At 42.7% G+C, this 26,529-nt stretch carries 26 protein-coding genes; 18 read left to right on the top strand and 8 right to left on the bottom strand.

The window, feature by feature from the left end:
- The first annotated feature begins 597 nt into the window (after positions 1 to 597).
- Together DRW42_RS00315 and DRW42_RS00310 are read left to right on the top strand one after the other, a co-directional pair.
- Positions 598 to 1,050: a GNAT family N-acetyltransferase gene (locus DRW42_RS00315; RefSeq protein ID WP_113946839.1), complete on the top strand. Its 453-nt coding sequence runs from the start codon at positions 598 to 600 to the stop codon at positions 1,048 to 1,050.
- A 980-nt stretch (positions 1,051 to 2,030) separates the two neighbouring features.
- Positions 2,031 to 2,984, top strand: coding sequence for an alpha/beta fold hydrolase (locus DRW42_RS00310; protein WP_113946838.1), 954 nt, complete (start codon positions 2,031 to 2,033; stop codon positions 2,982 to 2,984).
- Positions 2,985 to 3,503: 519 nt separating this feature from the next.
- Here the strand turns inward: DRW42_RS00310 and DRW42_RS00305 are convergent.
- Together DRW42_RS00305 and DRW42_RS00300 are read right to left on the bottom strand one after the other, a co-directional pair.
- The gene (locus DRW42_RS00305) at positions 3,504 to 4,094 is read right to left on the bottom strand and encodes a TetR/AcrR family transcriptional regulator (RefSeq protein WP_113946837.1); all 591 of its coding nucleotides are present in this window, start codon (positions 4,092 to 4,094) and stop codon (positions 3,504 to 3,506) included.
- 18 nt (positions 4,095 to 4,112) lie between these two features.
- Positions 4,113 to 5,645, bottom strand: coding sequence for an ABC-F family ATP-binding cassette domain-containing protein (locus DRW42_RS00300; RefSeq protein ID WP_208643462.1), 1,533 nt, complete (start codon positions 5,643 to 5,645; stop codon positions 4,113 to 4,115).
- A 142-nt stretch (positions 5,646 to 5,787) separates the two neighbouring features.
- Between DRW42_RS00300 and DRW42_RS00295 the strand changes: the two genes are divergently transcribed.
- The 5 genes from DRW42_RS00295 (at position 5,788) to DRW42_RS00275 (ending at position 9,612) form a co-directional block, all read left to right on the top strand.
- A complete protein-coding gene (locus tag DRW42_RS00295) occupies positions 5,788 to 6,120 on the top strand; it encodes a hypothetical protein (RefSeq protein ID WP_113946835.1) in 333 nt (110 codons plus the stop codon).
- 39 nt (positions 6,121 to 6,159) lie between these two features.
- The gene (locus DRW42_RS00290) at positions 6,160 to 6,942 is read left to right on the top strand and encodes a DUF1223 domain-containing protein (RefSeq protein WP_113946834.1); all 783 of its coding nucleotides are present in this window, start codon (positions 6,160 to 6,162) and stop codon (positions 6,940 to 6,942) included.
- 21 nt (positions 6,943 to 6,963) lie between these two features.
- Positions 6,964 to 7,143: a hypothetical protein gene (locus DRW42_RS00285; protein WP_113946833.1), complete on the top strand. Its 180-nt coding sequence runs from the start codon at positions 6,964 to 6,966 to the stop codon at positions 7,141 to 7,143.
- Positions 7,144 to 7,345: 202 nt separating this feature from the next.
- On the top strand, positions 7,346 to 8,626 hold the full coding sequence (locus DRW42_RS00280; protein WP_113946832.1) for an epoxide hydrolase family protein: 1,281 nt from the start codon (positions 7,346 to 7,348) through the stop codon (positions 8,624 to 8,626).
- Between the two features lie 194 nt (positions 8,627 to 8,820).
- Positions 8,821 to 9,612 (top strand): alpha/beta hydrolase, encoded by a 792-nt coding sequence (locus DRW42_RS00275; RefSeq protein ID WP_244215155.1) that lies wholly within the window; start codon positions 8,821 to 8,823, stop codon positions 9,610 to 9,612.
- 795 nt (positions 9,613 to 10,407) lie between these two features.
- Here the strand turns inward: DRW42_RS00275 and DRW42_RS00270 are convergent.
- Positions 10,408 to 10,821, bottom strand: coding sequence for a DoxX family protein (locus DRW42_RS00270; RefSeq protein WP_113946830.1), 414 nt, complete (start codon positions 10,819 to 10,821; stop codon positions 10,408 to 10,410).
- 369 nt (positions 10,822 to 11,190) lie between these two features.
- Between DRW42_RS00270 and DRW42_RS00265 the strand changes: the two genes are divergently transcribed.
- The 7 genes from DRW42_RS00265 (at position 11,191) to DRW42_RS00235 (ending at position 17,147) form a co-directional block, all read left to right on the top strand.
- Positions 11,191 to 12,243 carry an alpha/beta fold hydrolase gene (locus DRW42_RS00265; protein ID WP_113946829.1) on the top strand — a complete coding sequence of 351 codons (1,053 nt, stop codon included), beginning with the start codon at positions 11,191 to 11,193 and terminating at the stop codon, positions 12,241 to 12,243.
- 63 nt (positions 12,244 to 12,306) lie between these two features.
- Positions 12,307 to 12,762 carry a heme-binding domain-containing protein gene (locus tag DRW42_RS00260; RefSeq protein ID WP_208643461.1) on the top strand — a complete coding sequence of 152 codons (456 nt, stop codon included), beginning with the start codon at positions 12,307 to 12,309 and terminating at the stop codon, positions 12,760 to 12,762.
- A gap of 43 nt (positions 12,763 to 12,805) precedes the next feature.
- Positions 12,806 to 13,261, top strand: a complete 456-nt coding sequence (locus tag DRW42_RS00255; protein ID WP_113946828.1) for a cytochrome P460 family protein — start codon at positions 12,806 to 12,808, stop codon at positions 13,259 to 13,261.
- 28 nt (positions 13,262 to 13,289) lie between these two features.
- Positions 13,290 to 13,748: a hypothetical protein gene (locus tag DRW42_RS00250; protein WP_147243636.1), complete on the top strand. Its 459-nt coding sequence runs from the start codon at positions 13,290 to 13,292 to the stop codon at positions 13,746 to 13,748.
- Between the two features lie 118 nt (positions 13,749 to 13,866).
- Positions 13,867 to 15,285, top strand: a complete 1,419-nt coding sequence (locus tag DRW42_RS00245) for an aldehyde dehydrogenase family protein (protein ID WP_113946826.1) — start codon at positions 13,867 to 13,869, stop codon at positions 15,283 to 15,285.
- A gap of 232 nt (positions 15,286 to 15,517) precedes the next feature.
- Positions 15,518 to 16,330, top strand: coding sequence for a helix-turn-helix domain-containing protein (locus DRW42_RS00240; protein WP_113946825.1), 813 nt, complete (start codon positions 15,518 to 15,520; stop codon positions 16,328 to 16,330).
- Positions 16,331 to 16,349: 19 nt separating this feature from the next.
- The gene (locus tag DRW42_RS00235) at positions 16,350 to 17,147 is read left to right on the top strand and encodes an SDR family NAD(P)-dependent oxidoreductase (protein ID WP_113946824.1); all 798 of its coding nucleotides are present in this window, start codon (positions 16,350 to 16,352) and stop codon (positions 17,145 to 17,147) included.
- A 169-nt stretch (positions 17,148 to 17,316) separates the two neighbouring features.
- Here the strand turns inward: DRW42_RS00235 and DRW42_RS00230 are convergent, their stop codons facing one another.
- Complete coding sequence (locus DRW42_RS00230; RefSeq protein ID WP_113946823.1) at positions 17,317 to 18,078, bottom strand: LytR/AlgR family response regulator transcription factor; 762 nt, start codon at positions 18,076 to 18,078, stop codon at positions 17,317 to 17,319.
- Positions 18,059 to 19,078, bottom strand: coding sequence for a sensor histidine kinase (locus DRW42_RS00225; RefSeq protein ID WP_113946822.1), 1,020 nt, complete (start codon positions 19,076 to 19,078; stop codon positions 18,059 to 18,061). The genes DRW42_RS00230 and DRW42_RS00225 overlap by 20 nt, the downstream gene beginning before the upstream one ends.
- A 491-nt stretch (positions 19,079 to 19,569) precedes the next feature.
- Here DRW42_RS00225 and DRW42_RS00220 point away from each other — a divergent pair, with 491 nt between their 5' ends.
- Both DRW42_RS00220 and DRW42_RS00215 read left to right on the top strand, forming a co-directional pair.
- The gene (locus DRW42_RS00220) at positions 19,570 to 20,028 is read left to right on the top strand and encodes an organic hydroperoxide resistance protein (protein WP_113947164.1); all 459 of its coding nucleotides are present in this window, start codon (positions 19,570 to 19,572) and stop codon (positions 20,026 to 20,028) included.
- Positions 20,029 to 20,379: 351 nt separating this feature from the next.
- Positions 20,380 to 21,159, top strand: a complete 780-nt coding sequence (locus tag DRW42_RS00215; RefSeq protein WP_113946821.1) for a tryptophan-rich sensory protein — start codon at positions 20,380 to 20,382, stop codon at positions 21,157 to 21,159.
- Positions 21,160 to 21,593: 434 nt separating this feature from the next.
- Here DRW42_RS00215 and DRW42_RS28540 read toward each other — a convergent pair whose 3' ends face one another.
- A complete protein-coding gene (locus DRW42_RS28540) occupies positions 21,594 to 21,959 on the bottom strand; it encodes a hypothetical protein (RefSeq protein ID WP_147243635.1) in 366 nt (121 codons plus the stop codon).
- 320 nt (positions 21,960 to 22,279) lie between these two features.
- Between DRW42_RS28540 and DRW42_RS00205 the strand changes: the two genes are divergently transcribed.
- The gene (locus DRW42_RS00205; protein ID WP_113946820.1) at positions 22,280 to 22,471 is read left to right on the top strand and encodes a cold-shock protein; all 192 of its coding nucleotides are present in this window, start codon (positions 22,280 to 22,282) and stop codon (positions 22,469 to 22,471) included.
- A gap of 328 nt (positions 22,472 to 22,799) precedes the next feature.
- Here the strand turns inward: DRW42_RS00205 and DRW42_RS00200 are convergent, their stop codons facing one another.
- Together DRW42_RS00200 and DRW42_RS00195 are read right to left on the bottom strand one after the other, a co-directional pair.
- Positions 22,800 to 23,936: a sensor histidine kinase gene (locus DRW42_RS00200; protein ID WP_113946819.1), complete on the bottom strand. Its 1,137-nt coding sequence runs from the start codon at positions 23,934 to 23,936 to the stop codon at positions 22,800 to 22,802.
- Positions 23,937 to 24,112: 176 nt separating this feature from the next.
- Complete coding sequence (locus tag DRW42_RS00195) at positions 24,113 to 24,853, bottom strand: LytR/AlgR family response regulator transcription factor (protein ID WP_113946818.1); 741 nt, start codon at positions 24,851 to 24,853, stop codon at positions 24,113 to 24,115.
- Positions 24,854 to 25,667: 814 nt separating this feature from the next.
- On the opposite strand from DRW42_RS00195, the gene DRW42_RS00185 reads away from it, so the two are divergent.
- On the top strand, positions 25,668 to 26,522 hold the full coding sequence (locus DRW42_RS00185; RefSeq protein ID WP_113946816.1) for a COG1470 family protein: 855 nt from the start codon (positions 25,668 to 25,670) through the stop codon (positions 26,520 to 26,522).
- Positions 26,523 to 26,529 lie beyond the last annotated feature (7 nt).

The raw sequence follows: 26,529 nt of genomic DNA, 5'->3' as shown, positions 1-26,529 counted from the left end.
CTGTTTTAGCGATTCCGGTGTAGTTTAATCTTTATACCTACTAGTCAGGATTATCTTCGCAAACCGGAAAGTTTTCGGGTTAAATTTCATTCTTGCTTAATTTCTGAGCACCTAAGATGCATGGCAGGTCTATAGTGGTAACATGGCTGACATGGTTATAATTGCTCACGTTAATAAACCCGATGCTATTTTTCTTTTAGGCCGACCTATGGCGCGAAAAAAAATAATATTTTGTTTGCTTTCCTGAAAATAAATCTCATTATAAGCTGATGTTATAGGTCTTGCTGTTCTTGCAGGGCTCAACGGGCGGGTAATTGCACAAAACTTTAACTCATTTATTATGGTTGTTATAGGGTGATGATAAAACTGGATTCTTTTGAGTGGCTGTTAATCTGCCTGGTATTTGCCATATTTATTCTTGGGCTAATGGCCGCAGTCATGCATGGTGACCGGGTAGCAGAACCTGTAAAACTTTATCCCACAGTTGCTTTATGCTGTTAGGTTTGGGGTGAGAACTTTCAACGGTTAATTACTTAAAACCAATTAAAACCATCATTATAATTTTATTTTTTTATTCACGCTATACTGAATTTTTAAATGACTTTACCGGAAAAAAATCCCTCGTATCATTATCAGCTAAATCCGGATTTGACCGGAATCGACTGGCAGCGTGTACTTGAACTCTTTAAGAAAATTAACTGGAAATACCGCGTCGCACAGGAGATAGAAAAAGCTTTTAAGATGAGTACTTCCACGCTTTTTATTTATGATGGGGACATGATTATTGCATTTGGTAGAATTGTAGGGGACGGTCGGTATTATGCTATGCTAGCCGATGTTGTCGTAGACCCGGCCTACCAGGGAAAGGGACTAGGCAGCTACCTTGTAATGGCGCTGAACAGTGAGTTGAAAAATTACCATTTTGTCAACCTAAGTGCCGCCCCCGGAGCTGACGGGTTTTATAAATCCCTGGGCTGGAAAAAGCAGACCACTTCCTATATATGGCCACAAGGGCCCAAACAGCTCAGGCAACACTGTGAAAAGGAATAGTGTTGCAAGCCATCTTTTTTAGAGATTCCACTAGTTTCCAATCGTTGATTTTGTCAGGACTTCTATAAACGATGTATCACTGGTTTATATCAAAAAGCAAATCAGATTACTTGTGCGAACAACGTAAATCTCCCGGTACGACAAGAAAAACCGCATTCACAGTCCCCATAAATAATAAGCAGATTGTCCAAGTCAGAACGGCGGGCTGTTAGCTGTTTAACCCTTATTTTTAGCGCCGTTTTGGCAAGGCCATAACACATCTATTATTTACTAAGTAATACAATGATACAATACATTGCTAAATCAAATGCCCCATCTTAATACCTGCAACCTGAATCGCAAGGGAATCAGGAGCGGAAGTGTTATAAATCTCCTGGGGTCATTTACCCACTTTCAAATAATGTGCTTCATAGCATGTCTGGGCTTGGTTCGTCCCTGTAAAAAGCGATAATTGGCAGTAACTCTTTATAACGGATCACCAGCACAGGTTTTTTTCAGTTTAGGCTCTATAAATAACTTAGGGCCTTAAGGTCATCAAGAAATGGAGCATTCGCTTTACTGCTGACCTCAGCTTTCAAGTAGTGAGCCGAATTTCAAAGAAATTTCCCTACCTAGCACTATCGGTACCCGTAAACTATAATACTGGTTGCGTTGGCGGTTCAACAATTTTACCTTCTTCAGATTATTTGCCATCTATCCCTTCGAGCTTTACAGTTTTTTTTAAGCTCTCAAGCTAAATTATCTGTCGAAAAACAGCAAAAAATGATTACTCCGGGTTATACACAATTGCGCTTGCCAGGGGATTTTTTCCTTTCATAAACAGCTGTCCTCTGGGGTCAAAAGACCATGCAATTTTCGGATGATAAACGAAGTCTCTTTTTGTCTTAATCAAAGATAGATTTGTCTGTTTCACTCTATAAGTAGTTAAAATACTTTCTGCTCCTTCTTACTTTCGGGATATCAATAAAAAAGAAAATTCTATGAAAATCAATTTTAAATTTCAATCAATGAAATTAGTCTGCCTTGTGCTCAGCATGGGAATAAGCCTGGCATCTTGCAAAAAGAATGATGAGCATCTATCAATACCCGATCCGGTTCAGAAGGATTATCATCAGACCGCGGTGACACAGTTTGTCACCTCAGGAGATGTTCGGTATGCCTACAGGATATTGGGTGATAGGGAGGGAATGCCACTTATCATGATATCCGCTCTTGGTGGATCAATGGATGACTGGGACCCTGCGGTTACAAATGGCCTTGCACAAAAAAACAGAGTTATTATTTTCGACATTCAGGGGGTTGGGGCAACCACCGGAAAAACGCCAGATAACATTGCGGGTATGGCGCAAAGCGCAGTTTCCTTCATTAAAGCGCTCGGATTGACAAAGGTTAACTTAATGGGCTTCTCGATGGGAAGTTTTATTACTCAACAGATTGTACTTACTGAACCAGACCTAGTAAATAAAATTATCCTGACAGGCACAGGTCCTAAAGGAAGTCAGGGACTTTCTAATCTCCCTAACCTGTTGGCTGCTGCTGCCGGCCTGAGCCCGGAAGACAGTTTTTTAAAGTTTGCTTTTACTTCTTCCGCTGCAAGCCAGGCCGCCGGTAAAGCCTCCTGGGGCAGGGTTCAAAAACGTACAGTGAACAGGGATGTGCCACTTACCCAGCAAGCAAGTCTAGCAGAGCTGACTGCCGTATTAGGTTGGGCCCAGCCCTATCCTAATGCGTTGGAGGAACTTAAAACAGTTACCCAGCCGGTATTGATTGCACAGGGAGAAAATGATATTCCCGTACCTGTAATCAATTCGATCAATATGTCGCAAAGCTTTCCCAATGCGAAACTAATTATTTATCCAGATGCGGGACACTCTGCATTTACCCAGAACTATGAACAGTTTGTTCCCGCTGTCAATGCCTTTTTAGCTAAATAGGTATAAGTTTGAGGCTACAGACGATGAAAAAAATAGCCATAGGACAAAATCCTGTGGCTATTTTGATTGTATTCTTCCAGGGGCTTCTGATTTAAGGATTTCTTTAACCGGTCATATTCTTGTTGACCAGGCCGATTTGGCCGCTCAATCCAATTTCGCTCGAGCGGAATCGTCTTTAAAAAATAAGTGTGACAAGTCTGGGGGATAAGATCAGTAGCCAATAGGGGGCATTGATCATAAGCTTCGAGTACTATATTGTTTCCCGGGATAGCTGGCTGCCTGAGTCCGTTTATTATTTTGGTTGAACTGGCCTGCTGTAGATGTTATGAACGCTTAGTCCATAGGCTGATCCTAAATCCCGGATCAGCATAACCACTGGCTCAGGAAAATACCTTGAAACCAGTTAAAAATACATAATTGAAATCAGGTTGATGACGGAGGAAATTCAAAGAAGGGTAGAGCTAAATAACGGTATCCTTCTGATTCCTTTTTTGTTCGCTCTTAATTGTTTGACATTCTTCATTCTGTAAAGAGCATTTTTAAGATTATTTCCTTACGCTGACCGATGAGTTCAGAAAATTTTTTTTCGCTGATCTGGAACAGCTGACGGTAAAGCGGAGCCATTATCAAAGGATAGGATAGCAGCGAGAACAGGTTCATCAGAAAATGTATGGGTTCTATTTTCTCCAGTGTGCCATTGTGCATTTCTTCTTTAACTTCCGTTAAAAAATTATTGATCGGTTCGGCTTTTATATTTTCTATCAGTTCTTTGCCAAGTGTGTTGATTTCGGTCACCAGAAAAGTTTCCTGATAGGGAAAGGCCGTCATATCTTTCAAAAATACTTCGATAAGATCCTCGATTTTTTGCCTGAACGGTTTTTCAGCTGCCATGCATTCATTCATACGCCCGCTGAGTGCCTGCATGGCTTCTTTGAAAACAGCTTCCAGTAACAAGTCTCTTGAACGGAAATAATAGTGAAGGGATGTTCTGTTGACACCTGCAGCATCTGCTATCTCTTGGGTAGTGGCATGAAGTTTCCCTTCAGCAAAAAATAGTCTTTTTGCAGTCTCTTTGATCAGCGTTTCGGTACCGGTATTTTTAAGTGGCATTGTTTGCTATGAAATTTTCTAACCTAATATAATTTTTTTATTTATACCTATCTCTGCGGTGAAGTACTCATCATGTGAGATCACCAATAATGTGCCTTCGAAATCCCGGACCGCGGCGGTAAGAATCTCCAGGCTTTGTACATCAAGATTATTTGTCGGCTCATCCAGAATCAGCACATCGGGTGCCTGATTGCCTACCGAAAGGCAGCATAAAGAAAGCTTCATTTTCTCCCCACCGCTTAATCCGTCACATTTCCTATCAAAAGATGCTGCATCGAACTGTGAATAAATTAGTGTCGCCTTCAGTTCATGTTCTTCCAGCCCTCTGGTATTATATTGCTGTACCTGCTCATATATGGTAAGTTCCGGGTCAACCATGGAATAATCCTGGTCGAGGTAAAGATAAGAAAAATCCGCCCGGCTAAAATTTCCCTCGAGTGGTTCCAGATTGGCTGTAATGATTTTCAGCAGTGTAGTTTTGCCAGTTCCGTTTTCACCCTCTATCTGTACACGGTCTGCTGAACGTATCTGAAAGTGTAATTTGGTCCATAACCGGTTTGAACGGTAGGCAAAGTTGAGGTTTTCAGCTTCAACAAGAACTTTCCCGGGATGCATACCGGATGATCCGATATTGATCTTAAGCACCTGATACTGTAGGATCTGTGATCTGGTTTCCCGCATGGTTTCCGCAAGACTGGATATTTTATCATGTTGTGCATCGATAACTTTGGCTGTACTTCGTTCTGATTTACTTTTCAGGCCCCCGGCAATAATTCTTGGCATTGAATTCCCCTGTCCGGCTGATCTGCCCCTGGATTCTTGCTGCTGTCTCTTGTAGGCTACCTCACGGGCCCTTTTTTCCGTTTGTTTTAACGTTTTGGCCTGCTCATTAAGCTGGGCCTGAAGCGCGTTTACTTTATCTTCTTTCTGCTGCTGGTAGAACTCAAAATTTCCACCGAAAACCTCTATGCCTTTCTTGCTGAGCTCCAGTGTCTTGTTCATCAGATTTAGAAGATGTCTGTCGTGGCTCACAAGTAGAACAGTGGCTTTACTCTGTAGGATAAAACTATAAAGTTTTTTTCTGGCCCTGGCATCAAGGTGGTTGGAGGGCTCATCCAACAGGATAAGTTCCGGGTCATGAAGATCCAAAGCAGCCAAAAATACTTTCGTTTTCTGCCCTCCGCTTAAGTTACCCAGCTGTTCTTCAAGACCAAAATTTTCCAGTCCCCACTTGTGGAGAGCAGCTTCCACTTTTTTCTCAATTTCCCAATCATCATCCAACACTGAAAAATGATCCACCTCTGCGCTACCATCAAGTATAGCCTGTAATGCCGCTAATTTCTTATCTACTTTAAGGGCACCGGCAATGCTGAGCTGATCATACTCGCCCAGGTGCTGGGGCATGTACCATGGCTTTTCGTGATAGGAAATCTCTCCCGAGCTTGGAATGATCCTACCCGCGATCATCTGCAGCAGCGTAGATTTTCCTGCGCCATTGATTCCCACCAGTGCAGCTTTCTCACCTTTGTTTATCGTTAGGTTGAGATCCAAAAAGAGCTGTTGGTTATCAGGATGTATATAAGAAAGGGATTTTATTATCAAACTCATATAATTGCTTCTCCATATTCTTGGTAAAGGCAAAGGTAAATTATATTATTCAATTTTGTTTAACAAAATTGTTAAATAAAAGATATTGTTCTACTTTTCCTGGATCAGTACGCTTATAGGTTCGATTTTTTGCTTAGAAGGTTATGCTGTCCATCTCGACTATCCGCACCCCAAAGTAGTACAGCGGCAATTAAAAATTAGTCGCTTTGGTGTAAAGGCAATGAAAGAACCTTATCTTTTAGCCTTTAGCTTAAATGCCTTTCATCGCCGAAATGATTTTTCCGGTAGTATAAATGCCGCCCCTTTTCTTAATTACCATGTCATTTTCGCTATCATTGGGTTTCTCTATCCAGCCTATCCTGCAAATCGTCGGGGTCACCCCTCAATTGGCCTGCTTGGGACGGATATTGTTGAATAGGTTTTTTGTGGCCCGTATTTTTGAAGAAAAAATAAGTATATGAAAACACTGAAAAAAATTGCAATAGCATGCGCGCTTTTAGTTTCTATAATCGGAATATCAGCATTTATCTGCCAGGAACCGGATAAGAAAAACACGGCCACCGGCGTAGCAGAGGGCAAGAGCTTTGCTGTTCTGGAGCTCTTCACCTCCGAGGGATGCAACAGTTGTCCGCCCGCTGAACAGCTTTTGGAAAAATTAGGGAAAGAATCAGCAGGAAAACCAATTTATGTTTTGAACTATCACGTTGATTATTTTGATCACCTGGGCTGGAAAGATGCATTTGGGAGCCGTGAGAACACGAGAAGGCAGCAAGAATATAGCACTTGGTTAAATTCCCAGGTTTACACTCCTCAGCTCGTGGTAAATGGCACGGCAGAATTTATCGGATCTGATGAAAAGGCTGTGCGCAGTGCAATAGCCAGCCAATTATCTATCAAACATCAAGGAATATTGTCTGTTAGTGTTCATAAAACCGGTAAGCAGATCAAAGTTGATTACCTTTCAGGGAACACCGGTGATCAAGATGACTTGATACTCGGCCTTATTCAAAAAAATGGCAGTTCCAATGTACTAAGGGGCGAAAATGCTGGCCTTAGGTTTTCCCATATCCAGATCGTCCGCAATTTGCAGAGCGTATCTTTAAAGCAATCCTCATCAGGTTCAAGGGAGTTTTATATTCCATTGGAAAATAATATGGAAAAATGGGAAGTCATCGGTATAATTCAAAATAGGAAAACCGGAAGGATAACAGCTGTGGACACTGCGCAAGTAAACCAGTAAACATTTATAAGCTGTTACGATATGGAAAATTTCAGGCACAAAAAGTTGCGCGGTATTTTCGCTGGGCTAGCTGCCATTTTATCAGCCCTTTTTTTATTTACTCCACCCTTTGAAAAAAATCCCCAGCAGTGTGAGATGGTTTTAACAAAGATAAGAGACAAGAAAAAAAACCTTAGAAATTCCGATAAAATCCAGGACTAGCATTACCGGAGTTGGAAGGTCATATGGGGGGACAAATCACGAATTGTTTTATTCCCGGTTTCGATTAAGAAAGTTTCATCGCCAGAAATGACTGTCCGAAATACGGAATAGTCCACCTCATCTAATCAATCATTTCATCCTGTCGCCTGCGGGGATATTTTTGGACCATAATTAATCAAAAGAACATATAACATCTTAAATTATGAACACAAGCTTTAAAACACTTATCAGAACGATTATCACCTGTGCGTTTGTTGTTGGCGCTTTGAGCGGTTTTGCGCAAACCGCCATCACAACAGGACCGCAGCCCGGTAACGATAAATTAATCCGGCCATTTCACGTTAACGTTCCTCAGCAAGCCATTGATGATATGCGCCAGCGGATTTCCGCTACCCGCTTTCCGGATAAAGAAACAGTAACCGATCAGTCGCAAGGGGTAAAACTTGAAAAATTCCGGGACCTGATGAACTACTGGGGTAACGGTTATGATTGGAGAAAAGCGGAAGCGAAGCTAAATGCCTATCCCCAGTTTATTACCACTATCGATGGGGTGGACATCCACTTCATCCACGTCCGCTCAAAGCACCCGAACGCCATGCCTATGATCATGACCCATGGTTGGCCGGGTTCTGTATTTGAACTATTAAAAATCATTGGACCGCTAACCGATCCGACCGCTTACGGTGGCAAGGCCGAAGATGCCTTTGATCTGGTTATTCCTTCCATCCCTGGTTTTGGATTTTCCGGTAAGCCAACAGTAAAAGGTTGGGGTTCAGATCATATTGGGCTTGCCTGGGCAGAACTGATGGAAAGATTGGGCTACAAAAAGTATGTTTCCCAAGGCGGTGACTGCGGTTCGGTAATTTCTCAGCGCATGGCCATTCAGCATGTAAAAGGCCTGATGGGTATCCATGTTAACATGCCGGCAACTGTCCCTGCCGAAATCGCAAGGGCATTGACCAATGGGGAGAGAGCACCTGCCGGGCTTTCGGCCAAAGAGAAACTTGCATATCAAACCCTGGATGCCTTTTATAAAAACAGTACAGGGTATTCAGGAATGATGGTAACCCGTCCACAGACTTTGGGATACTCGCTATCTGATACTCCAGTAGGTCAGGCAGCATGGATTTATGATGAATTCATCGGTTGGACCTTTTCTGGTGGAAACCCTGAAAAATCACTGACCAGAGACGAAATGCTGGATGATATCTCCCTATACTGGCTAACTAATACTTCCACCTCTTCGGCCAGAATCTATTGGGAAGACCATTCAAACAACTTCAATGCCATCGATCTTTCAACGCCTGTAGCTGTTACAGTTTTTCCGGGCGAGATATATAGGGCACCTAAAAGCTGGGCGCAGCGCAATTACCATAACCTGATCTACTTCAACGAGGTAGATCGAGGCGGCCACTTTGCTGCCTGGGAGGAGCCCCAGCTTTTGGCAGAGGAACTTAGAAAGGCTTTCAGATCTTTAAGATAGCATATTAAGGCGTTTAAAGCAAGGTTTATCCGGATAGGATGGTTGAATCCTGTCCGGGAAATCTCATGAACAACAATCCATACCTTAAGGCTATGGCCTCTGCCTGTTCACCCTGATGGGATCAGAAGCATTTGCCAGGCAAACACTCCTAAGACGGCGTGTCAATAAATCCAAAACTTAAAATAGATAATAAAATGAAAATCCAATTTAATCTAAATCAAAGAATGATCAAGGCTGTTCTGGCCGTTATGGTCTTAATCGGCAGCATGCTGTTATTGTCGAAAAAAAGTATCGCGCAAACCGGGCAAATTAAAAATATAGTGGTTGTACATGGCGCTTTTGCCGATGGCTCAGGCTGGAAAGGGGTATATAATATTCTCTCCAAAAAAGGGTATCACGTTACCGTTGTACAAAATCCGCTAACCGGACTCAGAGACGATGTGGAGGCTACCAAAAGGATTCTTGATAAACAGGACGGCCCAACGGTGCTCGTAGGCCATTCGTGGGGTGGGGTAGTGATTACGGAAGCAGGTACACACCCCAAGGTAGCAGCTCTGGTTTATGTTGCAGCATATCAGCCAGATAAAGGAGAAAATACCCTCAAATGGGCAAAAGCGCTTCCTGATGCGCCTGAATTCGGCATCCTTCCTCCTGATGATAGGGGGTTTGTATATTACCGAAAAGAGAAATTTCATGCTGGTTTCGCAGCTGACCTAAGCAAAGCTGAAACAGATTTTATGTTTGCCTCACAGCAACCTATCTATGGAGAGAGTTTCGCCACTCCTGTAGCCGAAGCTGCCTGGAGAATCAAACCCAGTTATGGAATTGTAGCAACAGAAGATAAAAGCATCAATCCTGATACCGAACGCAATATGTATAAACGTTCAAATACCAAAATTACAGAGGTAAAAGGCAGCCATGTCATCTTTGCCTCTCAACCAGAAGCGGTTGCAAAAGTAATCATTAATGCTGCAGCGCATAAATAGCGCATTTACAGGAAATGAGCGCGCATGATTTGCGTTGCTCATCGCTTTTATAAAACTGATTGATGGCTTATGGATGCCCTGGAAGGTTTTATCACCCAAGGATATGTATAGGCCATTTGTGAATTACAATGAATCTGGCGCCTTTTAGCATCAACTCTTTAAATATCAATTAGATAAATTAAAAAATTCAAATACCACTGTTTTGACACTCGCATTCACCTCATTCTTTTACTTACGGTAATGCTGAGGAAAACGGCATTGCAGTACAGGTACAATATGAGTGGCAGTTTGTCAAGCAGGTTTTCATAAAAAGCGTATAGATTTTAATCTACATTTACAACATCATTGAATTCTATTCCATCGAAAATTGTTTTTGCAAGTTCGGGCTGGTGAAGATAAAAACTGGCAGATGGCAATAATTTCTTTCAGTTTTTTTGGATTGTTATTCGATTCCCTGAAATAAATGCAGCAGCTTTTCGAATACATCTTTAGGGGTTTGATAGCATGAGCTGGAGTTCTTTTAGGGAATTATTTTCATCATTCCTGCCGCTATAAACCCAGTCATGGCACGGTGGCATCGGTTGCAAAAGTGCTGAGGAGATTCGCATCCGTTAGCTACCAAATTCAAGTATCTCAGCGCAATCCTCGTATTGCCGGAATAGATAAGTGGACAATCACCAGGATTGGAAGGTATTTCATACATCATTGTGTGTTTTTTTTGCCCATAATGCAAAAGCCAGAAGAGTAAATTAAACTCTTCTGGCTTTAGGTTTTTTGTTGTGGTAGGATATAGTATTATAGGTAAACCGGGCGGCTTTCTTCTTTCACTATCGAGTAACTTACTGCATGGATCCTGCGGAACATCAGATAGGTTGTAGCTACGATAAGGAAGGCCACAATCGCATCAATGGTTTCTGGTAGGCCGATAACAATTAGCTTAGAAAAGAATGCAAAAATGATGTCGAAGAAGATTCCTGCAAATACCCACTCTTTAAGCCTAAGCAGCCGGTTGGGAATCAGAAGAACAACAATTCCTGCCAGTTTGGCTACGCCCAGTACATAAATGAAATATGGTGGATATCCTAACTGAAGGGTAATGTCCCATACCAGTTTGTTTTTTGTCAATTCGCATATTCCGCTTGTTCCAAACCATAACGATGTTAATGCTGCTCCAATCCAATAAATTGTCTTTGTTGATGTAAGTTTCATAATATCTCTTTTTTTAAGTTTAGCACAAAAATGAAAGCTGAAGGGAGAAAAAATCAGCAAAAAAAACTTGAAATGGGCAAATAGATCCCCGAAGTAGACATAAAGATAATTGGCTGATCTGTTTTAGCAAACCTGCATAGATCATCATTAAATTGGTATTTACCCATTAATAGTCTGCTGCCAATCAAAATAATATCTCATTTGAAGAGTGATAGCGCAGGGTCAGCAGGCAGTTTGCCTGGATAACTTACCGTTTTGTCCATTTCACCTGTTTTCTGGTGGTTAAGGTCTTCCAACCTGCGTAATTTTATACTATCAGTTCAGTTGGACAGAGAAATTACACCTTAAATCATATAATATCTAACTCTTATGGCAGTTTATTCAATCACAAAGCACTCTTCTTTAATTTCAAAATTAACGATCATTCTAGCAGCATTGCAGCTGCTTATTTTTGGCATAGCTAATGCTGCCACGCCAATCTATGCGCTTACCAATAGTGTAAAGGTACCAGTAGCCTCAACTTTTGGGGAATTAAAACATATCCGGGCAGGCCTGCTTGATGTGGGCTATGCTGAGGTTGGGCCGCCTGATGGCGAGCCCGTTATCCTGCTTCATGGCTGGCCGTATGATATCTCCAGTTACCAGGAGGTAAGCGGAATCCTTGCAGCTAAAGGATACCGTGTTCTGGTTCCCTATCTGCGCGGTTACGGATCTACCCGTTTTTTATCCGCCTCCACTCCACGTAATGGACAACAGTCTGCCGTAGCACTGGACATTATTGCGTTCATGGATGCACTAAAAATCAAAAAAGCAATCCTTGGGGGTTACGACTGGGGAGCCCGAACCGCTGATATCATTGCTGCCCTTTATCCGCAAAGGGTAAAGGGGTTGGTTTCGGTAAGTGGTTATCTAATCGGTAGTCAGGCCGGAAACGAAGCTCCACTTCCTCCGAGAGCCGAATTGGCCTGGTGGTACCAGTTTTATTTTGCTACCGAGCGCGGGGCTGCAGGATATGCTGCAAATACACATGATTTCAATAAATTGATCTGGCAGCTGGCTTCTCCGAAATGGAATTTCAGCGATGCCATTTATGAGCAGTCTGCCAAAGGTTTCATTAATCCTGATCATGCTGCTGTGGTTATCGATAACTACCGCTGGAGACTGGGTTTGACCAAAGGTGAGGCCAAATATAATGAGCTGGAAAAGAAACTTGCACTGGCCCCATCTATTACCGTCCCGACAGTTACCCTGGAGGGAGACGCCAATGGTGCACCACATCCTGATCCTAGTCAATATGCCGGAAAATTTACAGGAAAATATGTACATCATAACATTACAGGAGGGGTTGGCCACGATCTTCCTCAGGAAGCACCGCAGGCTTTCGCAGATGCAATTATGGAAGTGGCTAATCTGGCCAAGTAATTAATTTTGTACCCGTTCTGGCTACTTTAAGCCGGTGCAGCTAACCTCTTTAAACGATAAACAATGAAAAGTAACCGCCTGTTCCGCTACCAGAAATTTATGATCGTTATCTGCATAGCAGTTGCTGTTTTTGCAATGTTGCAGATAAACGCTCCAGTAGTCCATAACCCACCAGTTACCACAGCGATTTCGCTGCCTGAAGATGTCAGCCTGATCTTAAAGCGTTCCTGTTACGACTGTCATTCCAATGAAACCAAACTGGCCTGGTATGATAAAATTGCGCCAGTTTCTTATCTCGTGGCAAAAGATGTTAAAGAGGGCAGGGCAAGGTTCAATTTTTCTCAATGGGGCGATAATCCCCCTGCAGTACAGGAGCTTTTGCTTTGGGAAATGCTTAATGCCGTACAGCAAGGTAAAATGCCACTTAAAAGTTACAGCTATGTTCATCGTGAAACCCTGTTGACCGGTCGAACTGAGTATCCTGAAAGGTTATGTCAATACCCTTCCGGGAAGACATAAAATAGATACCGCAAAAATTACCACGCCAGCCGGGAACACTTCTATGCAGACTGCGGACCATGATGCTCAAATAACTGCTTCCCTGAATGGTGTTGCTTATTCTTCGGACTATAAAAACTGGAAAATTATCAGCATTACCGATAAGTATGATGGAGGCAGTATGCGCGTGGTCTATGCAAACGATATTATGGTTAAAGCTATAAAATCCGGTACAATACCATTTCCGGACGGGGCCAAAATAGTAAAGGCAGTCTGGGGAAAACAGAAACCGGACGCTGAAGGAATTGTTAGGCCCGGCAACTTCCAAAATGTGCAGTTTATGGTTAAGGACGGCAAAAAATACCAGCAGACGGAAGGCTGGGGATTTGCGAAATTTGATGGGTTTGGACTAAAGGCTTATGGTAAAACGTCCTTATTTGATAGAACCTGCATCAACTGCCACCGTTTACTGGTACCTGAAAATGATTTTGTGTTTAATATCCCGACAAAAAATAAGTAGTTAAACCAGATTCCAGATCTAAGAAACCATGAATAATAGATTTATTTACGTGTTGTCCCTTACCCTGCTCTTTGCCTCTTGCCAGCAAACAAGGTACGCAACTTTGGCACCTGAATACCTTTTTGATGCAAAGGGGCAAAGGCTGATCAGCTCGCTTATAGATTCAAAAAAAGGTACTATCTCTGTAATATATGGCAATGAGATAGCCATTAAAGCCGCTGGAAACCATTCGCCAAAAGCACTGGCCGGTGCTGAATATACGCTGGTTACCTGGAAGCAAAAGGAGATGCCCGGATGGTACGGGACAAACATGAATGGTGATCTGTATTCGATAGAAACACTCAAGGTGCAAGGCAAGAATCAACAACAGATACATTTAGAATATCTATTCAAGGCCGGGCATACCTATCCAAAAGGAGCGGAAGCGCCAGAACGCAACGGAAGGATAAATTTAATAACCAATCAGCCCGCTGCGGTTTTTCCTTGAGCTTGCCGCAGGGAAACTAAAAGTTAATATACGCGAGCCTTTAAACAATATAATTTGAGCTTTTTGGCAAAGCGGGACTACTCAAAACAAGGGAAATTTGTAAAATAATAATCAGAAAATGAAACACATCAAAAGTACTTATATCAACGGAAGGTTCGTGGAACCGGCCGGAACTGAAATGGCTGAGATCATCAGTCCGTTAAATGGAAAAGTAATCGCACAGATCAGGTATGCTGACCACCGCGACACAATGCTAGCGATTAATGCAGCTTCAGATGCATTGGCAAGTTATAGCCGTAGCACTATTGAAGAACGCTCGGCCCTTATGCAAAGGATTCATGATGAGATTTTGAAGAGGATCGACGATTTGATAGAGGCCACAACCCATGAATATGGTGCCCCCAGAGAACGTGCCAAATGGGCAAATCTTATCGCAGCCACCACCTTCACCGATCAGATTAAAGTAATCCATAATTATCCCTTCAGCAAACAGGTTAACGAATCAATTGTGATCATGGAACCTGTAGGCGTTGCCGCCCTGTTCACCCCATGGAATGCTACGGCAGGAGCAATTGCCGTAAAGGTTTCGGCAGCATTGGCTGCTGGCTGTACTATGGTACTTAAACCCAGTGAGTTTGGCTCGTGGCAGGCTGAGATTATGATGGAATGCTTCCACGCAGCAGGAATACCTGCAGGGGTAGTTAATATGGTTAACGGCCGTGGAGAGGTAATTGCCGCAGCTATTATGGAAAGTACTGCAGTTACCAAGGTTTCGTTTACAGGATCTACCGTGGTGGGGAAAATTCTGGCTACTCAGGCGTTAAATACCATGAAAAGGGTAACCCTTGAACTGGGTGGGAAATCAGCTAACCTGATACTCGAAGATGCTAATCTGGAAACTGCAATTCCAATGGCCCTTCAGGCGGCCTTTATGAATAACGGGCAGGCCTGCATCGCAGGAACCAGGCTTTTGGTGCCTGCTTCACGATTGGAAGAAGTGAGGAAAGCCCTTCTTTCGGCAGCCCCAACATTTACCGTAGGCAGCCCTTTAGTTGGTGATTATAAATTAGGGCCACTGGCAAGCAAAAAACAGTACGACCGTATTCAGGAGTTCATTAGTTCTGGTATTGGGCAGGGAGCAGAATTACTTGTAGGAGGATTAGGCCATCCTGAAGGATTAGACGAAGGTTTTTATGTGAAACCAACCGTCTTCATGGGGGTAGATAATAATATGAAAGTGGCAAGGGAAGAAATTTTTGGACCAGTACTCGCTGTTATCGCCTATGAGAATGAGGAGCAGGCAATATCGATAGCAAATGATAGCGAGTATGGCTTAATGGCCTATGTGAGTTCACAGAACACAGACCGTGCAGCTGTTGTTGCTACTCAGCTTAAGGCGGGCAGGGTGCTGATTAATACCTTGAGACATGACCCTCTGGCTCCCTTTGGTGGCTATAAAAATTCAGGTATTGGCCGTGAAAATGGTGTCTCAGGACTTGAGGAATATTTAGAAGAAAAGACGCTTATCCGGGGCTGATTAATGTCTTCCGAATAAATTTTAAATGAAGAGTGGGTTAGGTTTGTGTAGGTAAGTGGTGGGGTAAGCCCACCATTTTTTTTAAGAAACTTTGGTGTCCGTCTAACTGAAAGATGTAAAGTCTACCTGAACTTTTAAACAAATAAGATTGGACGTTTAAACAAAGCCCGCAATTCTATTTTTATCGAAATTTGTATCAAATATCAATGATGGATTTAAATTGAAATCAAAAATGATGCTGCAAAACGGATATCATAAGTCCCTTCACTCGCCAAAGCTTCTGCGGAATTTCTATCTGGGGAAAAATGTAGCAGGAGAAGCCTTCGTTTCAGATCATATTTTCAGTTATATCATGAGCGGAACGCACGAAGTATGGGTAGGAGACCGGAAATACTTTTTCGGAAAAGGGGATTACCGCTTTTTTAAACGGAATCAGCTAACCAGGTTTGTGAAAAGTACGCAGTCTGATGGATTTAGGTCTATAGCTATCCACATCGACCAGTATACGCTCAAAGAAATGGCAAGCGAACACGGTTTAAAGGTTTACGGACATTACCAAGGTGAGGGAGTTAAGTTAGTGGATGCGAATGGTATGCTTAAAAGTTTTGTCAATTCTCTTAATATTTACGCAGATAATGACAGATTGGATCATGATATTTTAACGCTCAAAACAAAAGAACTTGTACTGATTTTAGCTGAGCTCAATCCGGTTCTAAAGCACATGCTATTTGAGTTTAGCGACCCTGGGAAATTAGATCTTGAGGCTTTTATGAACGGACATTACCGATACAATGTTCCTCTGGAAAGGTTCGCTTTTCTGACCGGGCGTAGCCTGTCGGGTTTTAAAAGAGATTTTGCAAGGCTCTTCAACATGACACCAGGCAGATGGCTGGTAAAAAAACGTCTGACCGAAGCCAAATATCTGATAGAGCAAAGGTTTGCCCGGCCAACTGAGATCTACATGGAGCTGGGTTTTTTGGATCTTTCGCATTTCTCCTACGCCTATAAAAAGGCTTTTGGGAAAGCTCCCTCAAAAAGAATATAGAATGATTAAATAAATAGAAATGGATTTAAAATTAAAAGGAAAAAGAGCCCTGGTTACCGGCTCCAGTTCGGGGCTTGGAGAGGCCATTGTAAAGATGTTGGCAGCAGAAGGTGCCAGTGTAGTGGTTCACGGTCGTAATGAAGGGCGCGCAAGAAATGTGAGCGACGAAATTATTTCAAGCGGGGGTACAGCAGATATTGCAATAGGTGATCTGAGCACGGATGAGGGTGCTGACGCGGTTGCCGAAAATGCACTTAAAAATGGACAAATCGATATCCTGATCAATAATGCTGGGGCCACCTCACACCAATCATGGGGAGATGCCAGTACCCTGGATTGGGCAGAGATGTATAACAATAATGTTGTGTCGTATGTGCGGATGATTCAACGCCTGGTGCCCCAGATGAAAACCCTGGGTTGGGGAAGGGTTGTGCACATTGGCGGCGGTCTGGGTATCCAACCCATAAAAGAGCAGCCGCATTATAATGCTACCTTAGCTGCGAGGCACAATTTATCGGTTTCACTAGCCAGGCAGCTTAAAGAAACAGGTATTACCTCAAATGTAGTTTCTCCGGGTGCCATTATTAACCCAATGGTCGAGGACTGGCTGGTCAGTGCGGCGCCAAAATTCGGATGGGGAACTGATCTGCAGGAAATTAAATACAAAGCAGTACAGGAACTGATTCCAAACGATACAGGCAGGTTTGGCGAGCCTGAGGAAATAGCAGGTGCTGTGGCTTATTTGTGCAGCACATATGCCAATTATATCAGCGGTGCGATTATACGGGTAGACGGGGGCACTATTAAATGCATTTAGATGATAATTGCCGTTGTACCAGCGATGTTTATAAAGCTCATTAGCATATTAAAAACCCATAAGTTAGTAATGGCTTATGGGTTTATTATTATTATTATATACCTTTGCAAGAGGATTTTTCGATTACCGATTAGCCCAAAGCATTCTCTCTCAAGCCAGAGTGTAGGTTTTAGCGTTCTTCCATCCAGGCAAGGAAGTTAGATGTTTTTTCCTTATTGATCAGTAGCTTGTCAGGTGTTTCGATAACCAGTTTCACAAAAAGCTTTCTCAAAAAATAATGCTCAATTTCTTTGATGGCTTTAAAATTTACCAGGTACTGACGATTGACCCTGAAGAACTGTTTAGAGGATACCTGTGCGGTGATCTGGTCCAGTGGCTGGCTCAGAGAAAACTCCTGCTTATCAAAACACATAATGGTAGTCGTTTCATTCCTGATATAAAAAAAGGCAATATTTTCGGTGGCAACGGTGGTGTATTTCTGGTTTTTAAAAACCAGAAAACTTTCCTTTCCCAGTGGGGTTTTTAATTTATCGATTAAACTTCCCAGATCAGGAACTACCTTTTGCTGGAAGAAATTCTGAAGGCCATCAACTTTTAAGAAAGCCTCCTCAATATCTGTTTTTGAAAATGGTTTCAAAACATAATCAACCCCGTTCTGTTTAAAAGCTTCCAGTGAGTACTCGTCAAAAGCAGTGCAGAAAATAATCGGGCTATTGACTTTAACCTGCTTGAAAATTTCAAAACAAAGTCCATCGGCCAATTGGATATCCATGAAGATGAGGTCTGGCTGCGGTTGCTCCGATAGTGCTTTTACCGATCCTTCGATACTCTGGTACCGGCCTACTATCTTTGAATTGGGCCTCAAAGCTAAAATTATATTTTCGAGCGATTTTGCTGTCTTTAGCTCGTCTTCAATGATTATGATGTTCATATATTAAGGGGAGTTTTACGGTAAAGGTCTTGCCATCATTGATGATCTCAATCGGCTTTTGAAGTAAATGTTGATATCGTAACGCAATATTTTTGAGCCCCACGCCCAATGAGCTGTTGTCTGCCATTTTTAAACGGATCGGGTTTTCCAGCACGATCTGACTTTCCTGTATGTATAAGCTGATGTGAAGCGGCCTGTCCAGGGAAACGACATTGTGTTTGATGCAATTCTCGATGAGTAATTGTAGGGTAAAGGGAGGGATGAGTGTTTGTAAAGCCGCATCATTCAAATCGGATTTAAAGGTAAAGCCCCCATCAAACCGCGCCTTTTGGAGAAAAAGATATGCATTGAGTATTTCCATTTCCTCGCAAACATGGATGAGGTCGAGCTTACGGCTTTCCAGGGTATAGCGGTAAAAATTGGATAACTTTAAGATAAAGTCAACCGCATCTTTATCACCAATCTCTACCATAGCTTTTAATGTATTGAGACTGTTAAAAAGAAAATGCGGATTTACCTGCTGTTTAAGCAGTTCATATTGCGCACCCAGGCTGTCATTCCTGATTTTCTCCAGTTCCATGTTGACTTGCTGGTTTTCGTAATTTTGTTGCAGCAGGTGCAGGAACATGTAAAATATCAGGTTGATCAATATTCCCCGAACCTCCACCATGAGCATCACCGGACCAAAGTTGATGTGGGACAGGATGAGCTGCTGGATCCAGGCCAGGCAGAGCATTACGGCAATTCCGGATAACAGGCTTTTGACCAGTTTAGGGTAGGAAATGCCCTGTTTTACCACTTTGTTGCTCTTTTGCGAAAGCATATGGATATTCAGGTACCACATCAAAAGTGCAAATATGGATGTAATGGCGGCATTCACTGCTGCTTCGGCCGCGTGAAAATGATGTTCCGCAATTTGAGGGACTGAAGATAAAAGCCCCAGGAAAATGGAACTAATCCAGATGATAGCCGGTGAGATTCTTAATGAGTTTGTCGTCATTTCTTTTTATTGGCCTTAAAGATAATCAACGCCTGAAAATTTCAATAATTTAGTGTTTCTCATACATTGGGTTTTTATGCGCTATTGCGGTTCAGTATCTGCCTATTCCATCCAAATATATCAATGTCCACTTTCCTGTTATATAAATATTCGGCCAAGCCGGACAGAATGAAGCATGGGACAGGCAAAACCTGGACTGAGCCGGACAGTTCAGAAACCAAGGGTTTTACTGTAGCTGCCTGCGAAGGCGAGTGAGAAAATGATATTTATTTCCTACCGGTCAACAACAATGCCTAACGAGCGTGCAGATTGTATTCTTCATCCCTGATTTTGGCCGGTTCGCGGGTTTCTACCGATCATTTTGCAACCAGCCTGTTAATTTTGACTTAAGCATTCTCGCCTTGCCATCAAAGCCCAACTGATTTGGATTAAGGTTAAGAAACGTGATAAAAGAAATCAAAGCATATTATTCACAATTAAATCACAGACAAATGGAAAATCAAAATGTAATCGAATCATTAAACACTAAAGATGTAGTTATCAATAAGGTATTATATACCGGAAAAGTACACGTAGATGGCGGCCGTGAGGGTTTTGCCAAAAGTCAGGATGGGCTACTGGATACTGCTCTCGCCTCGCCGGGCAGTAAAGACAAAGGAACTAATCCCGAACAGTTATTCGCTGCTGGATGGGCGGCTTTTTTTATCGGGGCAATGAAACATAATGCGCCGGGGCTTCATATTGCCCTTCCTTCAGACACCTCTATTGATGCAGAAGTGGACCTTGCAGTCGCAAATACTGGGTTCAGCCTTCAGGCCAGGCTGCATGTGTATCTGCCCGGACTTACTTTAGAAGAGGCTAAAATGGTTATTTATGCTGCCCATGAAACCTGTCCGTATTCTAAAGCGACAAGGGGAAATATAAATGTCCAGATCAATGTGGTAATATAGCGTTGGATCCTCTTAAATCAATTGAAAGCCAGCAAACCATAATTTTTCAGAAAGATGAAGACAGCATCCCGTTACTATGATCGGGGTGCTGTTTTATTTGTGAGATCTCTCCGCGACCGGCTTTTTTAATCAGGCTGCGCCAACAGGGATCTGCAGAATGGAGACTCTTGAGCAAATTTACTGATCAGGAATTACATGCATTTTTTTTGGTAGATTGTAATCAAGTGAATCTTTATAGCTGGCCTGTAAACCGAATCGTCTGTTTTTTTTGCATTTTCAGTGAAAAAGTCAAACAGTTTGGACATTTCAGACTTATTATACAAAGTACCACCAAATACCAACATACTGCATATGAAACCAAAATATTTGCTGATTTTAAACTTTGCTGCGCTGATACTGACCATTGTTATAAATTATCTCTCTAGCTCGGGACTACTCAACGGAATCACTATAAAAGAGATTTCAGCCAGATATGATAATAACTTCACCCCGGCTGGTTACGCCTTTTCAATCTGGGGCCTGATCTATATTGGTCTGTTAGGTTTTGTTTGCTATGCGCTGATTAGCAAGGGGGAAGCTCACCGGACAATAATTGTAAACAGAATAGGTTGGTTATTTATACTTTCCTGCCTGGCAAATTCGTTATGGGTGATTGCCTGGCTGAATGATTATCTTGGCATATCAGTAATCATGATGGTGCTGCTTTTCATCAGCCTGATGGTAATCATCATCCGAACCAGAATGGAACTCGATGCCCATCCCCTTAAAGAATATGTTTTTATCTATTGGCCTTTTGCGGTCTATGCGGGCTGGATAACAGTGGCACTTATCGCAAACATTTCAGCTTACCTCACCAAAACAGGGTGGAATGGATGGGGCATTCCAGAGACTTACTGGGCAATCATCATGATCATTCTGGCAGGGTTAATTAATATTATTATGGTTATCACCAGGAATCTCCGGGAGTTTGCCTTGGTGGGTATCTGGTCATTGCTTGCCATTTCCGTTGCCAATCATGGCGGCAATTATGGACCTATCCGCTATACCTGCTATATTACCATAGCGGTTATCCTCGCATTCATCATCGGAAATGGTGCCAGGAAAACAAGGCGCTCCATTCACAGCATGTAATTAATACCTTTCAACGCCGCATTAATTCATTAGTGTGATCTGATCCTGTTTGATAAATGTCTGCCGGCAGGGTCAGGTTAAACAGGTTTTCAGCTGTTTTATCTTTTGTTGCTGCTACATTTTCGCAGCAGTATTTAACCTTGCTACCAAAGCTTTTCCATTTTTTTCGCCAGCTAAAATTTTTCCTCATACTGTGCAAGGCTTTTTCGCAGGTGATGGAATTCAATCTGGCCTATCGATGAAAGTACTTTGAGTAATTTGCACTTTAATGCTTCGATTTTATTCGAAATTAGCGTCTCTAGGAAGGTTTTGTGGACAAAGTAGGGTGTTAGCAGATAAGCCCTATGGGCGGCTTATGTGGCGTTTTTTTTGGTTTTGTAACCTGGGTTATCCGGTGCAGTTGGGGATTTAAAATCTCTGCTTATGCTCAACAGTTAGGCCATGAGCGGCTTGTTCCGCCCTGCTTTAATGTGCATCCAGAAACCAAAAAGGGCAGAGGAAAATAAAAATACATGCAAGTGATCATCCAGGTCGCAGTTGATCGCTGAATAGCTGCCGTATGTACCAGCGTAGGTAGTACCTAAAATAGGGTCCCTGATCGTGCATGGGGTACCGGTAGTTCCCGCTGGCAGGCAAAAGTTAGCTACGTTACAACACGGAATATCATAATTAAAATCCTGGCTAAACAGGATCTGGAACCGGTACAATTCACCATTGCTATTACGTCGGCACCCGGTTTGTGCGTAGCATCCAAACAAAACCAGGTTGAAGAGTATGAAAAAGAATATACTTTTAGGCATAATAACGGAACAATGATTTATGCAATTTGTCACTGTTCATTTTGTTCAAGTATTTAGCTGTCAGTAGTTTGCTTAGTTTGTTAAGGTTTTGGATATTGGGGATACCCTGCCGGGAAACCTGCGGTGTGTTTTATTGTTTGCAACTAAGAACTAAATAAGTTCAGGGGGGGGCAGGCACGGCAATTCTGGCTTTTTAGTTTTGCACAAACATTGGAACTAGTATCCGGGGTTTAGCATTCTGCCCCGTGCGTACCGGGGCATGGATTATGCAACTTATTTAATAACTTGCATAATAAACATCTTTAATAAAAACAGTTATTATGGCATCAGGTAAAGTAAAATTTTTTAATGAATCAAAAGGATTTGGATTTGTAGTGGAAGAGGGTACCGGTAAAGAGTTTTTTGTACATATCTCAGGCCTTAAGGATGATGTGAGGGAAAATGACGAAGTGACCTTCGATGTTCAGGATGGAAAAAAAGGGCCAAACGCTGTTAACGTTAAGTTGGTATAAATCTTTCCAGGATTTTTGAATAAAGTGCAGGTTGTTAAACATCCTGCACTTTCTAATTTAGACAGTATATCATTCTTTTCAGAAGAAAGTCCAGAAGAACTGTTTTGGTGAAAAGCACACTTGTTCCAGGGATAACAGTAAGGCGGCAACTTTCATCCGTCTGTTATCAATACCTTGACAGAAAGCTATTATGCTGTTTACAGTAACTCCCGGGCCAGCGTTCTGTTTTATTGTTTTTTTTAAACCACTTGTGTGAGTTATCTAAAAAGGGGTCACCCTTATTTAACTAACTATTAACAGTCCCCAACCTGATCCAGGCCTGGGTTCATCACAGCAAGCTGATCCTGATCAATACCCTGAAATAATCGCCATCGCTGCCATAATTAATTTCTGCCTGTTCGCCATAAGTATGCGATAGTCTCTTTTCAATATTGGCAAGCCCGGTGTGAAAGCCCGTATCATTTAGTCCGGTGTTGAGCAGGTTCACCGTTTCTATTTTTAGTACATTGCCCTCCAGGCTGAGAATTATTTTACCTGGATTTTCTTCAAGGCTTAGGTTACCATGTTTGACCATGTTTTCGGTCAGGCTGAGCACGATCAGGGGGATGATTGCCGTTTCCTCGACCTGCCTGTCATAAGTGAAATCTACAAACAGCCTGGACTGCTTGATCCGGCTGAGTTGTAGCAAATGCTCGACCTGTCTGATCTCGTCTTCCAGGGGCATCAATTCAGGTCCATGTTCACATTCCAGGGCATAACGCATCAATTTGGTGAGGTATCTTACTGCTTCTGCCGAACGCGGCTCAGTCTTGTGTGTGCTATTGTAGATATAGGTAAGGGTATTGAAAAGAAAATGGGGATTGATCTGCGATTTCAAATTTGCGTTGCGGGCTTCGGCAAGTTCAATGAGGGTCTGCTTCTGGTGTATTATTTTCAGGGCTGCCTCTCTTTCAAGTTCGGCCGTCCGATCTTTCTGCAGGTTATATCGGGTTAAGAAATAATAGGCAGTAGAGAAAAGCATGAAATAAACACCTCTCCAAATTGTTGCAAAGGTGAACCGCCAGTTGCTTACCAGCCCTGTTAGTGATATTGATTTAGCTGGTGTCGGCGCCAGGTGACTGCCCAGCTTGGAAAGCAGTATATAACAGATAAGTTCCACTAAAACCAGCGGAACAATCAGCAGCGCGCATCTCCTTGGGCCTGACAGGAACTTGCGCAGCATCAACCAATGGAGATAGAACAGTCCGATGTTGATGGCATAGTGGAACAGATAGGCTGACAGCGGCAGCCTCGAAGTCAGCGTTAAGGCGACAACAAGGTTCTCATAAATAATGAAGATCAGCCAACCAAGAAAGTGCCAGCGGTTGGTTTTAAGCCAGTTTCTCATTTTATTATTTGGGTTAAAAATACATTTCGCCATGGCTCTTGCCAGCTTGGCGTAAGTTGATCTTTTTGGGTTTTTCATAGGGCTAGTTTCCCCCTATGAAAAGAATTAGCGACCTAAAATCCAGCAGGAAAACAGTATTTGTTTTCCGCAAGAGAACCCTTGGTGGTACTGTTCCAGAGACCGGTGATCCGACCACAACAACGATCACCATTATCACCACTATTACCACCCAGTCGGATAGGGCTCCCGGTAGCCTAAATGCGCTTTGAGATCAGGATGCCCTTTGACACATGATTCATAAAGGCCTGTTTGTATTGTGGGGTCATTAGTACCTGATATTTGCCCAGGTCGATCCGGTGGCCATTAATCTCCCGAACAAAGCGGCTGTTAATGATGTAGGACTTATGGACACGGTAGAAATACTGGTTTCCGCTTAGCAGTTCTTCCATTTCCTTTATGGTCATATACACAGAATAGTCTTTATTCGGGGTATAGATATGTACATGGTTGTTCGACCCCTGAAGATAGATGATTTCCTCCTTTAATACCTTGGTTAACTTGCCACGTTCCCCGTTGGTGCGCAGGAAGAATGCTTCCTCATCATCCCTTATCAGACTCTGGCTGTCATAGTATTCACTGATCACTTCGTTCACCACTTCTGCGAAGTCGCCGATATTGAAGGGTTTGAGCAGGTAGTGTTTTGCCCTGACCTTGAAAGCCGCGATGGCGTGTTCGGCATGTGAGGTAGTGAAGATGATCTTATGGGGACTGTGCCTAAGGTTATCAGCCAGCCTGAGGCCTGTCATCGCAGGCATGTCAATGTCCATAAAAATCAGCTGCCTGTCTAATTCACCGCTGATCTCGCTTAGTGCCTCCACCGGGTTTGTAAAGGTTTTGTTGATCTTCAGCCGGGGCATTTCGGAGGCGAATTCTGTCAGGATATTGATTGCGGTAGGTTCATCATCTATGAAGATGCAAGAAATAGGGTTTTTCATGAGGAATGGGTTAAGTAGATAGTACAATTTAGAGATTATTCTTAAATGGAGTGGGTTTGTAATAAAATTGATAGGATATAGGTCGTTTTAAAATGACGTTAGGATCTTGTTTTACTTTCACTTTCCTAGAGAAAATCTTAAAACATCTGGTGCCCGGTTTTAAGTGGATGAAAAATTACGGGCTGAAGTCGTGGGAAGTTTTGTAAGGGTGAAGCTTAGCCGGAGCTTCTACGGGCCTGGCGGAGGAATTCGTTTTTTAAAGAAGTTAAAGGCGAATGGAATTATGGAACTTACATTTGATTTCGATGCAGAGAGGTCGTTTTTGTCTTTTAATCTGCTTTTTCCGGGGGCAGCATTTCAAAATAATTCTTTAAAATTTAGTGAAATTAGCTGTGGGCGTGCCTTCGGGTTGGAGCTGAGGTTATGAATCTGCTAACGGCCTAAAGCTGACTTGATTGTGTGTTTGGTGGTTTGTAAGATTTCTGATTGTAAATGATCGGGCGCAAATGTGATTGGGATCCGTAAAGGTACATTTTGTATAATGCCTGCTGCCATGTAGAGGGAATTCGAGCTGGTCGTTTGTTTTGTTCACAGGGAAGGTAAATTTGAATGCATGATCCTGCATGTGGTATAACGGCCACTCGCTCCCAAACAGATGCATTTCCGCTAATGAAATATGTACTTTAAGCTGAGTTGTTAAAAAATGTTAAATGGTTTTGAAAAAAATACAACTTTTTTTTGTTTTGGAGCCTAATCAGATAACAAGATCAGAGAACATTTTTTAGAGCAATCATTAACATTTTTGGTTTAGATCATGTCAACACAATTATTACCCGAAACTTTGCGAAAAGGACTATTTCGCGCACTTTTATTACTAACTTTTTTTATTGGGGCTGTACCACTTCATGCGCAGAAACAAGAAGCCATGAAAGGGGCGCCCGGACTAACTGCAAAGCTGATCAACATCGAATCGGCGACTAACGAACCTTTCCGCTTTTCAGCCTCGCTGTATAACGCAGCGGCTTACCATCAAATTTATGAACTCAAGGCAGAGCTGCCCGCAGGCTGGCAGATCAGCTACCGGGTTGATGGAAGCCAGGTTACCTCGGTCAATTTAGCTGCCGGCCAAACCAGGGAGATTGCAATCGAAATCACTGTACCCAGTAATGCTCCGGCAAGGAAATACATTATTCCTTTCAAAGCCGTATCATCTGCTCAAACGCTCGAGCTACAGCTGGAGGCTGTGGTCAAAGGATCCTATGGCGCCAGCCTTGGCACGCCGAGCGGAAGGCTGAGTGAGGAAGTTACCTCCGGATCTCATCAAGATATTGAGCTTGAGGTAACCAATACCGGTACTTTACCATTGTCCTCACTGAGCCTATCATCCCAGCTGCCCAGCGGATGGGAAGCGAGTTTTTCACCCAGCCAGATTGAAAGGCTGGATGCGGGGAAGAAGGTGGGCATCAAAGCAACGCTAAAAGTACCGGATAAAACAATTGCTGGTGATTATAGCGCCACTTTTAGCCTTGGAGGAAACAATGCCAATGCTCAGGCTGCCTTTAGGATTTTTGTCAAAACCTCTGTGCTTTCAGGCTGGATTGGTATCCTTACCATTGCCCTGTCGGTTTTAGCAGTTTATTTACTCATCCGTAAATACGGTCGGAGGTAGGCCATCT

Origin of the sequence: Pedobacter miscanthi, assembly GCF_003315595.1 — a bacterium.
Taxonomy (GTDB): Bacteria; Bacteroidota; Bacteroidia; order Sphingobacteriales; family Sphingobacteriaceae; genus Pedobacter; species Pedobacter miscanthi.
Note: the sequence above shows the minus strand (reverse complement) of the source record. Positions and strands in the feature narration are given on the sequence as shown.

Excerpts from the sequence above, each read along its gene's own strand:
- DRW42_RS00315 (WP_113946839.1), top strand. The coding sequence starts at position 598 with ATGACTTTACCGGAAAAAAATCCCTCGTATCATTATCAGCTAAATCCG.
- DRW42_RS00310 (WP_113946838.1), top strand. The coding sequence starts at position 2,031 with ATGAAAATCAATTTTAAATTTCAATCAATGAAATTAGTCTGCCTTGTG.
- DRW42_RS00305 (WP_113946837.1), bottom strand. The coding sequence starts at position 4,094 with ATGCCACTTAAAAATACCGGTACCGAAACGCTGATCAAAGAGACTGCA.
- DRW42_RS00290 (WP_113946834.1), top strand. The coding sequence starts at position 6,160 with ATGAAAACACTGAAAAAAATTGCAATAGCATGCGCGCTTTTAGTTTCT.
- DRW42_RS00285 (WP_113946833.1), top strand. The coding sequence starts at position 6,964 with ATGGAAAATTTCAGGCACAAAAAGTTGCGCGGTATTTTCGCTGGGCTA.
- DRW42_RS00280 (WP_113946832.1), top strand. The coding sequence starts at position 7,346 with ATGAACACAAGCTTTAAAACACTTATCAGAACGATTATCACCTGTGCG.
- DRW42_RS00275 (WP_244215155.1), top strand. The coding sequence starts at position 8,821 with ATGAAAATCCAATTTAATCTAAATCAAAGAATGATCAAGGCTGTTCTG.
- DRW42_RS00270 (WP_113946830.1), bottom strand. The coding sequence starts at position 10,821 with ATGAAACTTACATCAACAAAGACAATTTATTGGATTGGAGCAGCATTA.
- DRW42_RS00265 (WP_113946829.1), top strand. The coding sequence starts at position 11,191 with ATGGCAGTTTATTCAATCACAAAGCACTCTTCTTTAATTTCAAAATTA.
- DRW42_RS00260 (WP_208643461.1), top strand. The coding sequence starts at position 12,307 with ATGAAAAGTAACCGCCTGTTCCGCTACCAGAAATTTATGATCGTTATC.
- DRW42_RS00255 (WP_113946828.1), top strand. The coding sequence starts at position 12,806 with ATGCAGACTGCGGACCATGATGCTCAAATAACTGCTTCCCTGAATGGT.
- DRW42_RS00250 (WP_147243636.1), top strand. The coding sequence starts at position 13,290 with ATGAATAATAGATTTATTTACGTGTTGTCCCTTACCCTGCTCTTTGCC.
- DRW42_RS00245 (WP_113946826.1), top strand. The coding sequence starts at position 13,867 with ATGAAACACATCAAAAGTACTTATATCAACGGAAGGTTCGTGGAACCG.
- DRW42_RS00240 (WP_113946825.1), top strand. The coding sequence starts at position 15,518 with ATGATGCTGCAAAACGGATATCATAAGTCCCTTCACTCGCCAAAGCTT.
- DRW42_RS00235 (WP_113946824.1), top strand. The coding sequence starts at position 16,350 with ATGGATTTAAAATTAAAAGGAAAAAGAGCCCTGGTTACCGGCTCCAGT.
- DRW42_RS00230 (WP_113946823.1), bottom strand. The coding sequence starts at position 18,078 with ATGAACATCATAATCATTGAAGACGAGCTAAAGACAGCAAAATCGCTC.
- DRW42_RS00225 (WP_113946822.1), bottom strand. The coding sequence starts at position 19,078 with ATGACGACAAACTCATTAAGAATCTCACCGGCTATCATCTGGATTAGT.
- DRW42_RS00220 (WP_113947164.1), top strand. The coding sequence starts at position 19,570 with ATGGAAAATCAAAATGTAATCGAATCATTAAACACTAAAGATGTAGTT.
- DRW42_RS00215 (WP_113946821.1), top strand. The coding sequence starts at position 20,380 with ATGAAACCAAAATATTTGCTGATTTTAAACTTTGCTGCGCTGATACTG.
- DRW42_RS28540 (WP_147243635.1), bottom strand. The coding sequence starts at position 21,959 with ATGCCTAAAAGTATATTCTTTTTCATACTCTTCAACCTGGTTTTGTTT.
- DRW42_RS00205 (WP_113946820.1), top strand. The coding sequence starts at position 22,280 with ATGGCATCAGGTAAAGTAAAATTTTTTAATGAATCAAAAGGATTTGGA.
- DRW42_RS00200 (WP_113946819.1), bottom strand. The coding sequence starts at position 23,936 with ATGAAAAACCCAAAAAGATCAACTTACGCCAAGCTGGCAAGAGCCATG.
- DRW42_RS00195 (WP_113946818.1), bottom strand. The coding sequence starts at position 24,853 with ATGAAAAACCCTATTTCTTGCATCTTCATAGATGATGAACCTACCGCA.
- DRW42_RS00185 (WP_113946816.1), top strand. The coding sequence starts at position 25,668 with ATGTCAACACAATTATTACCCGAAACTTTGCGAAAAGGACTATTTCGC.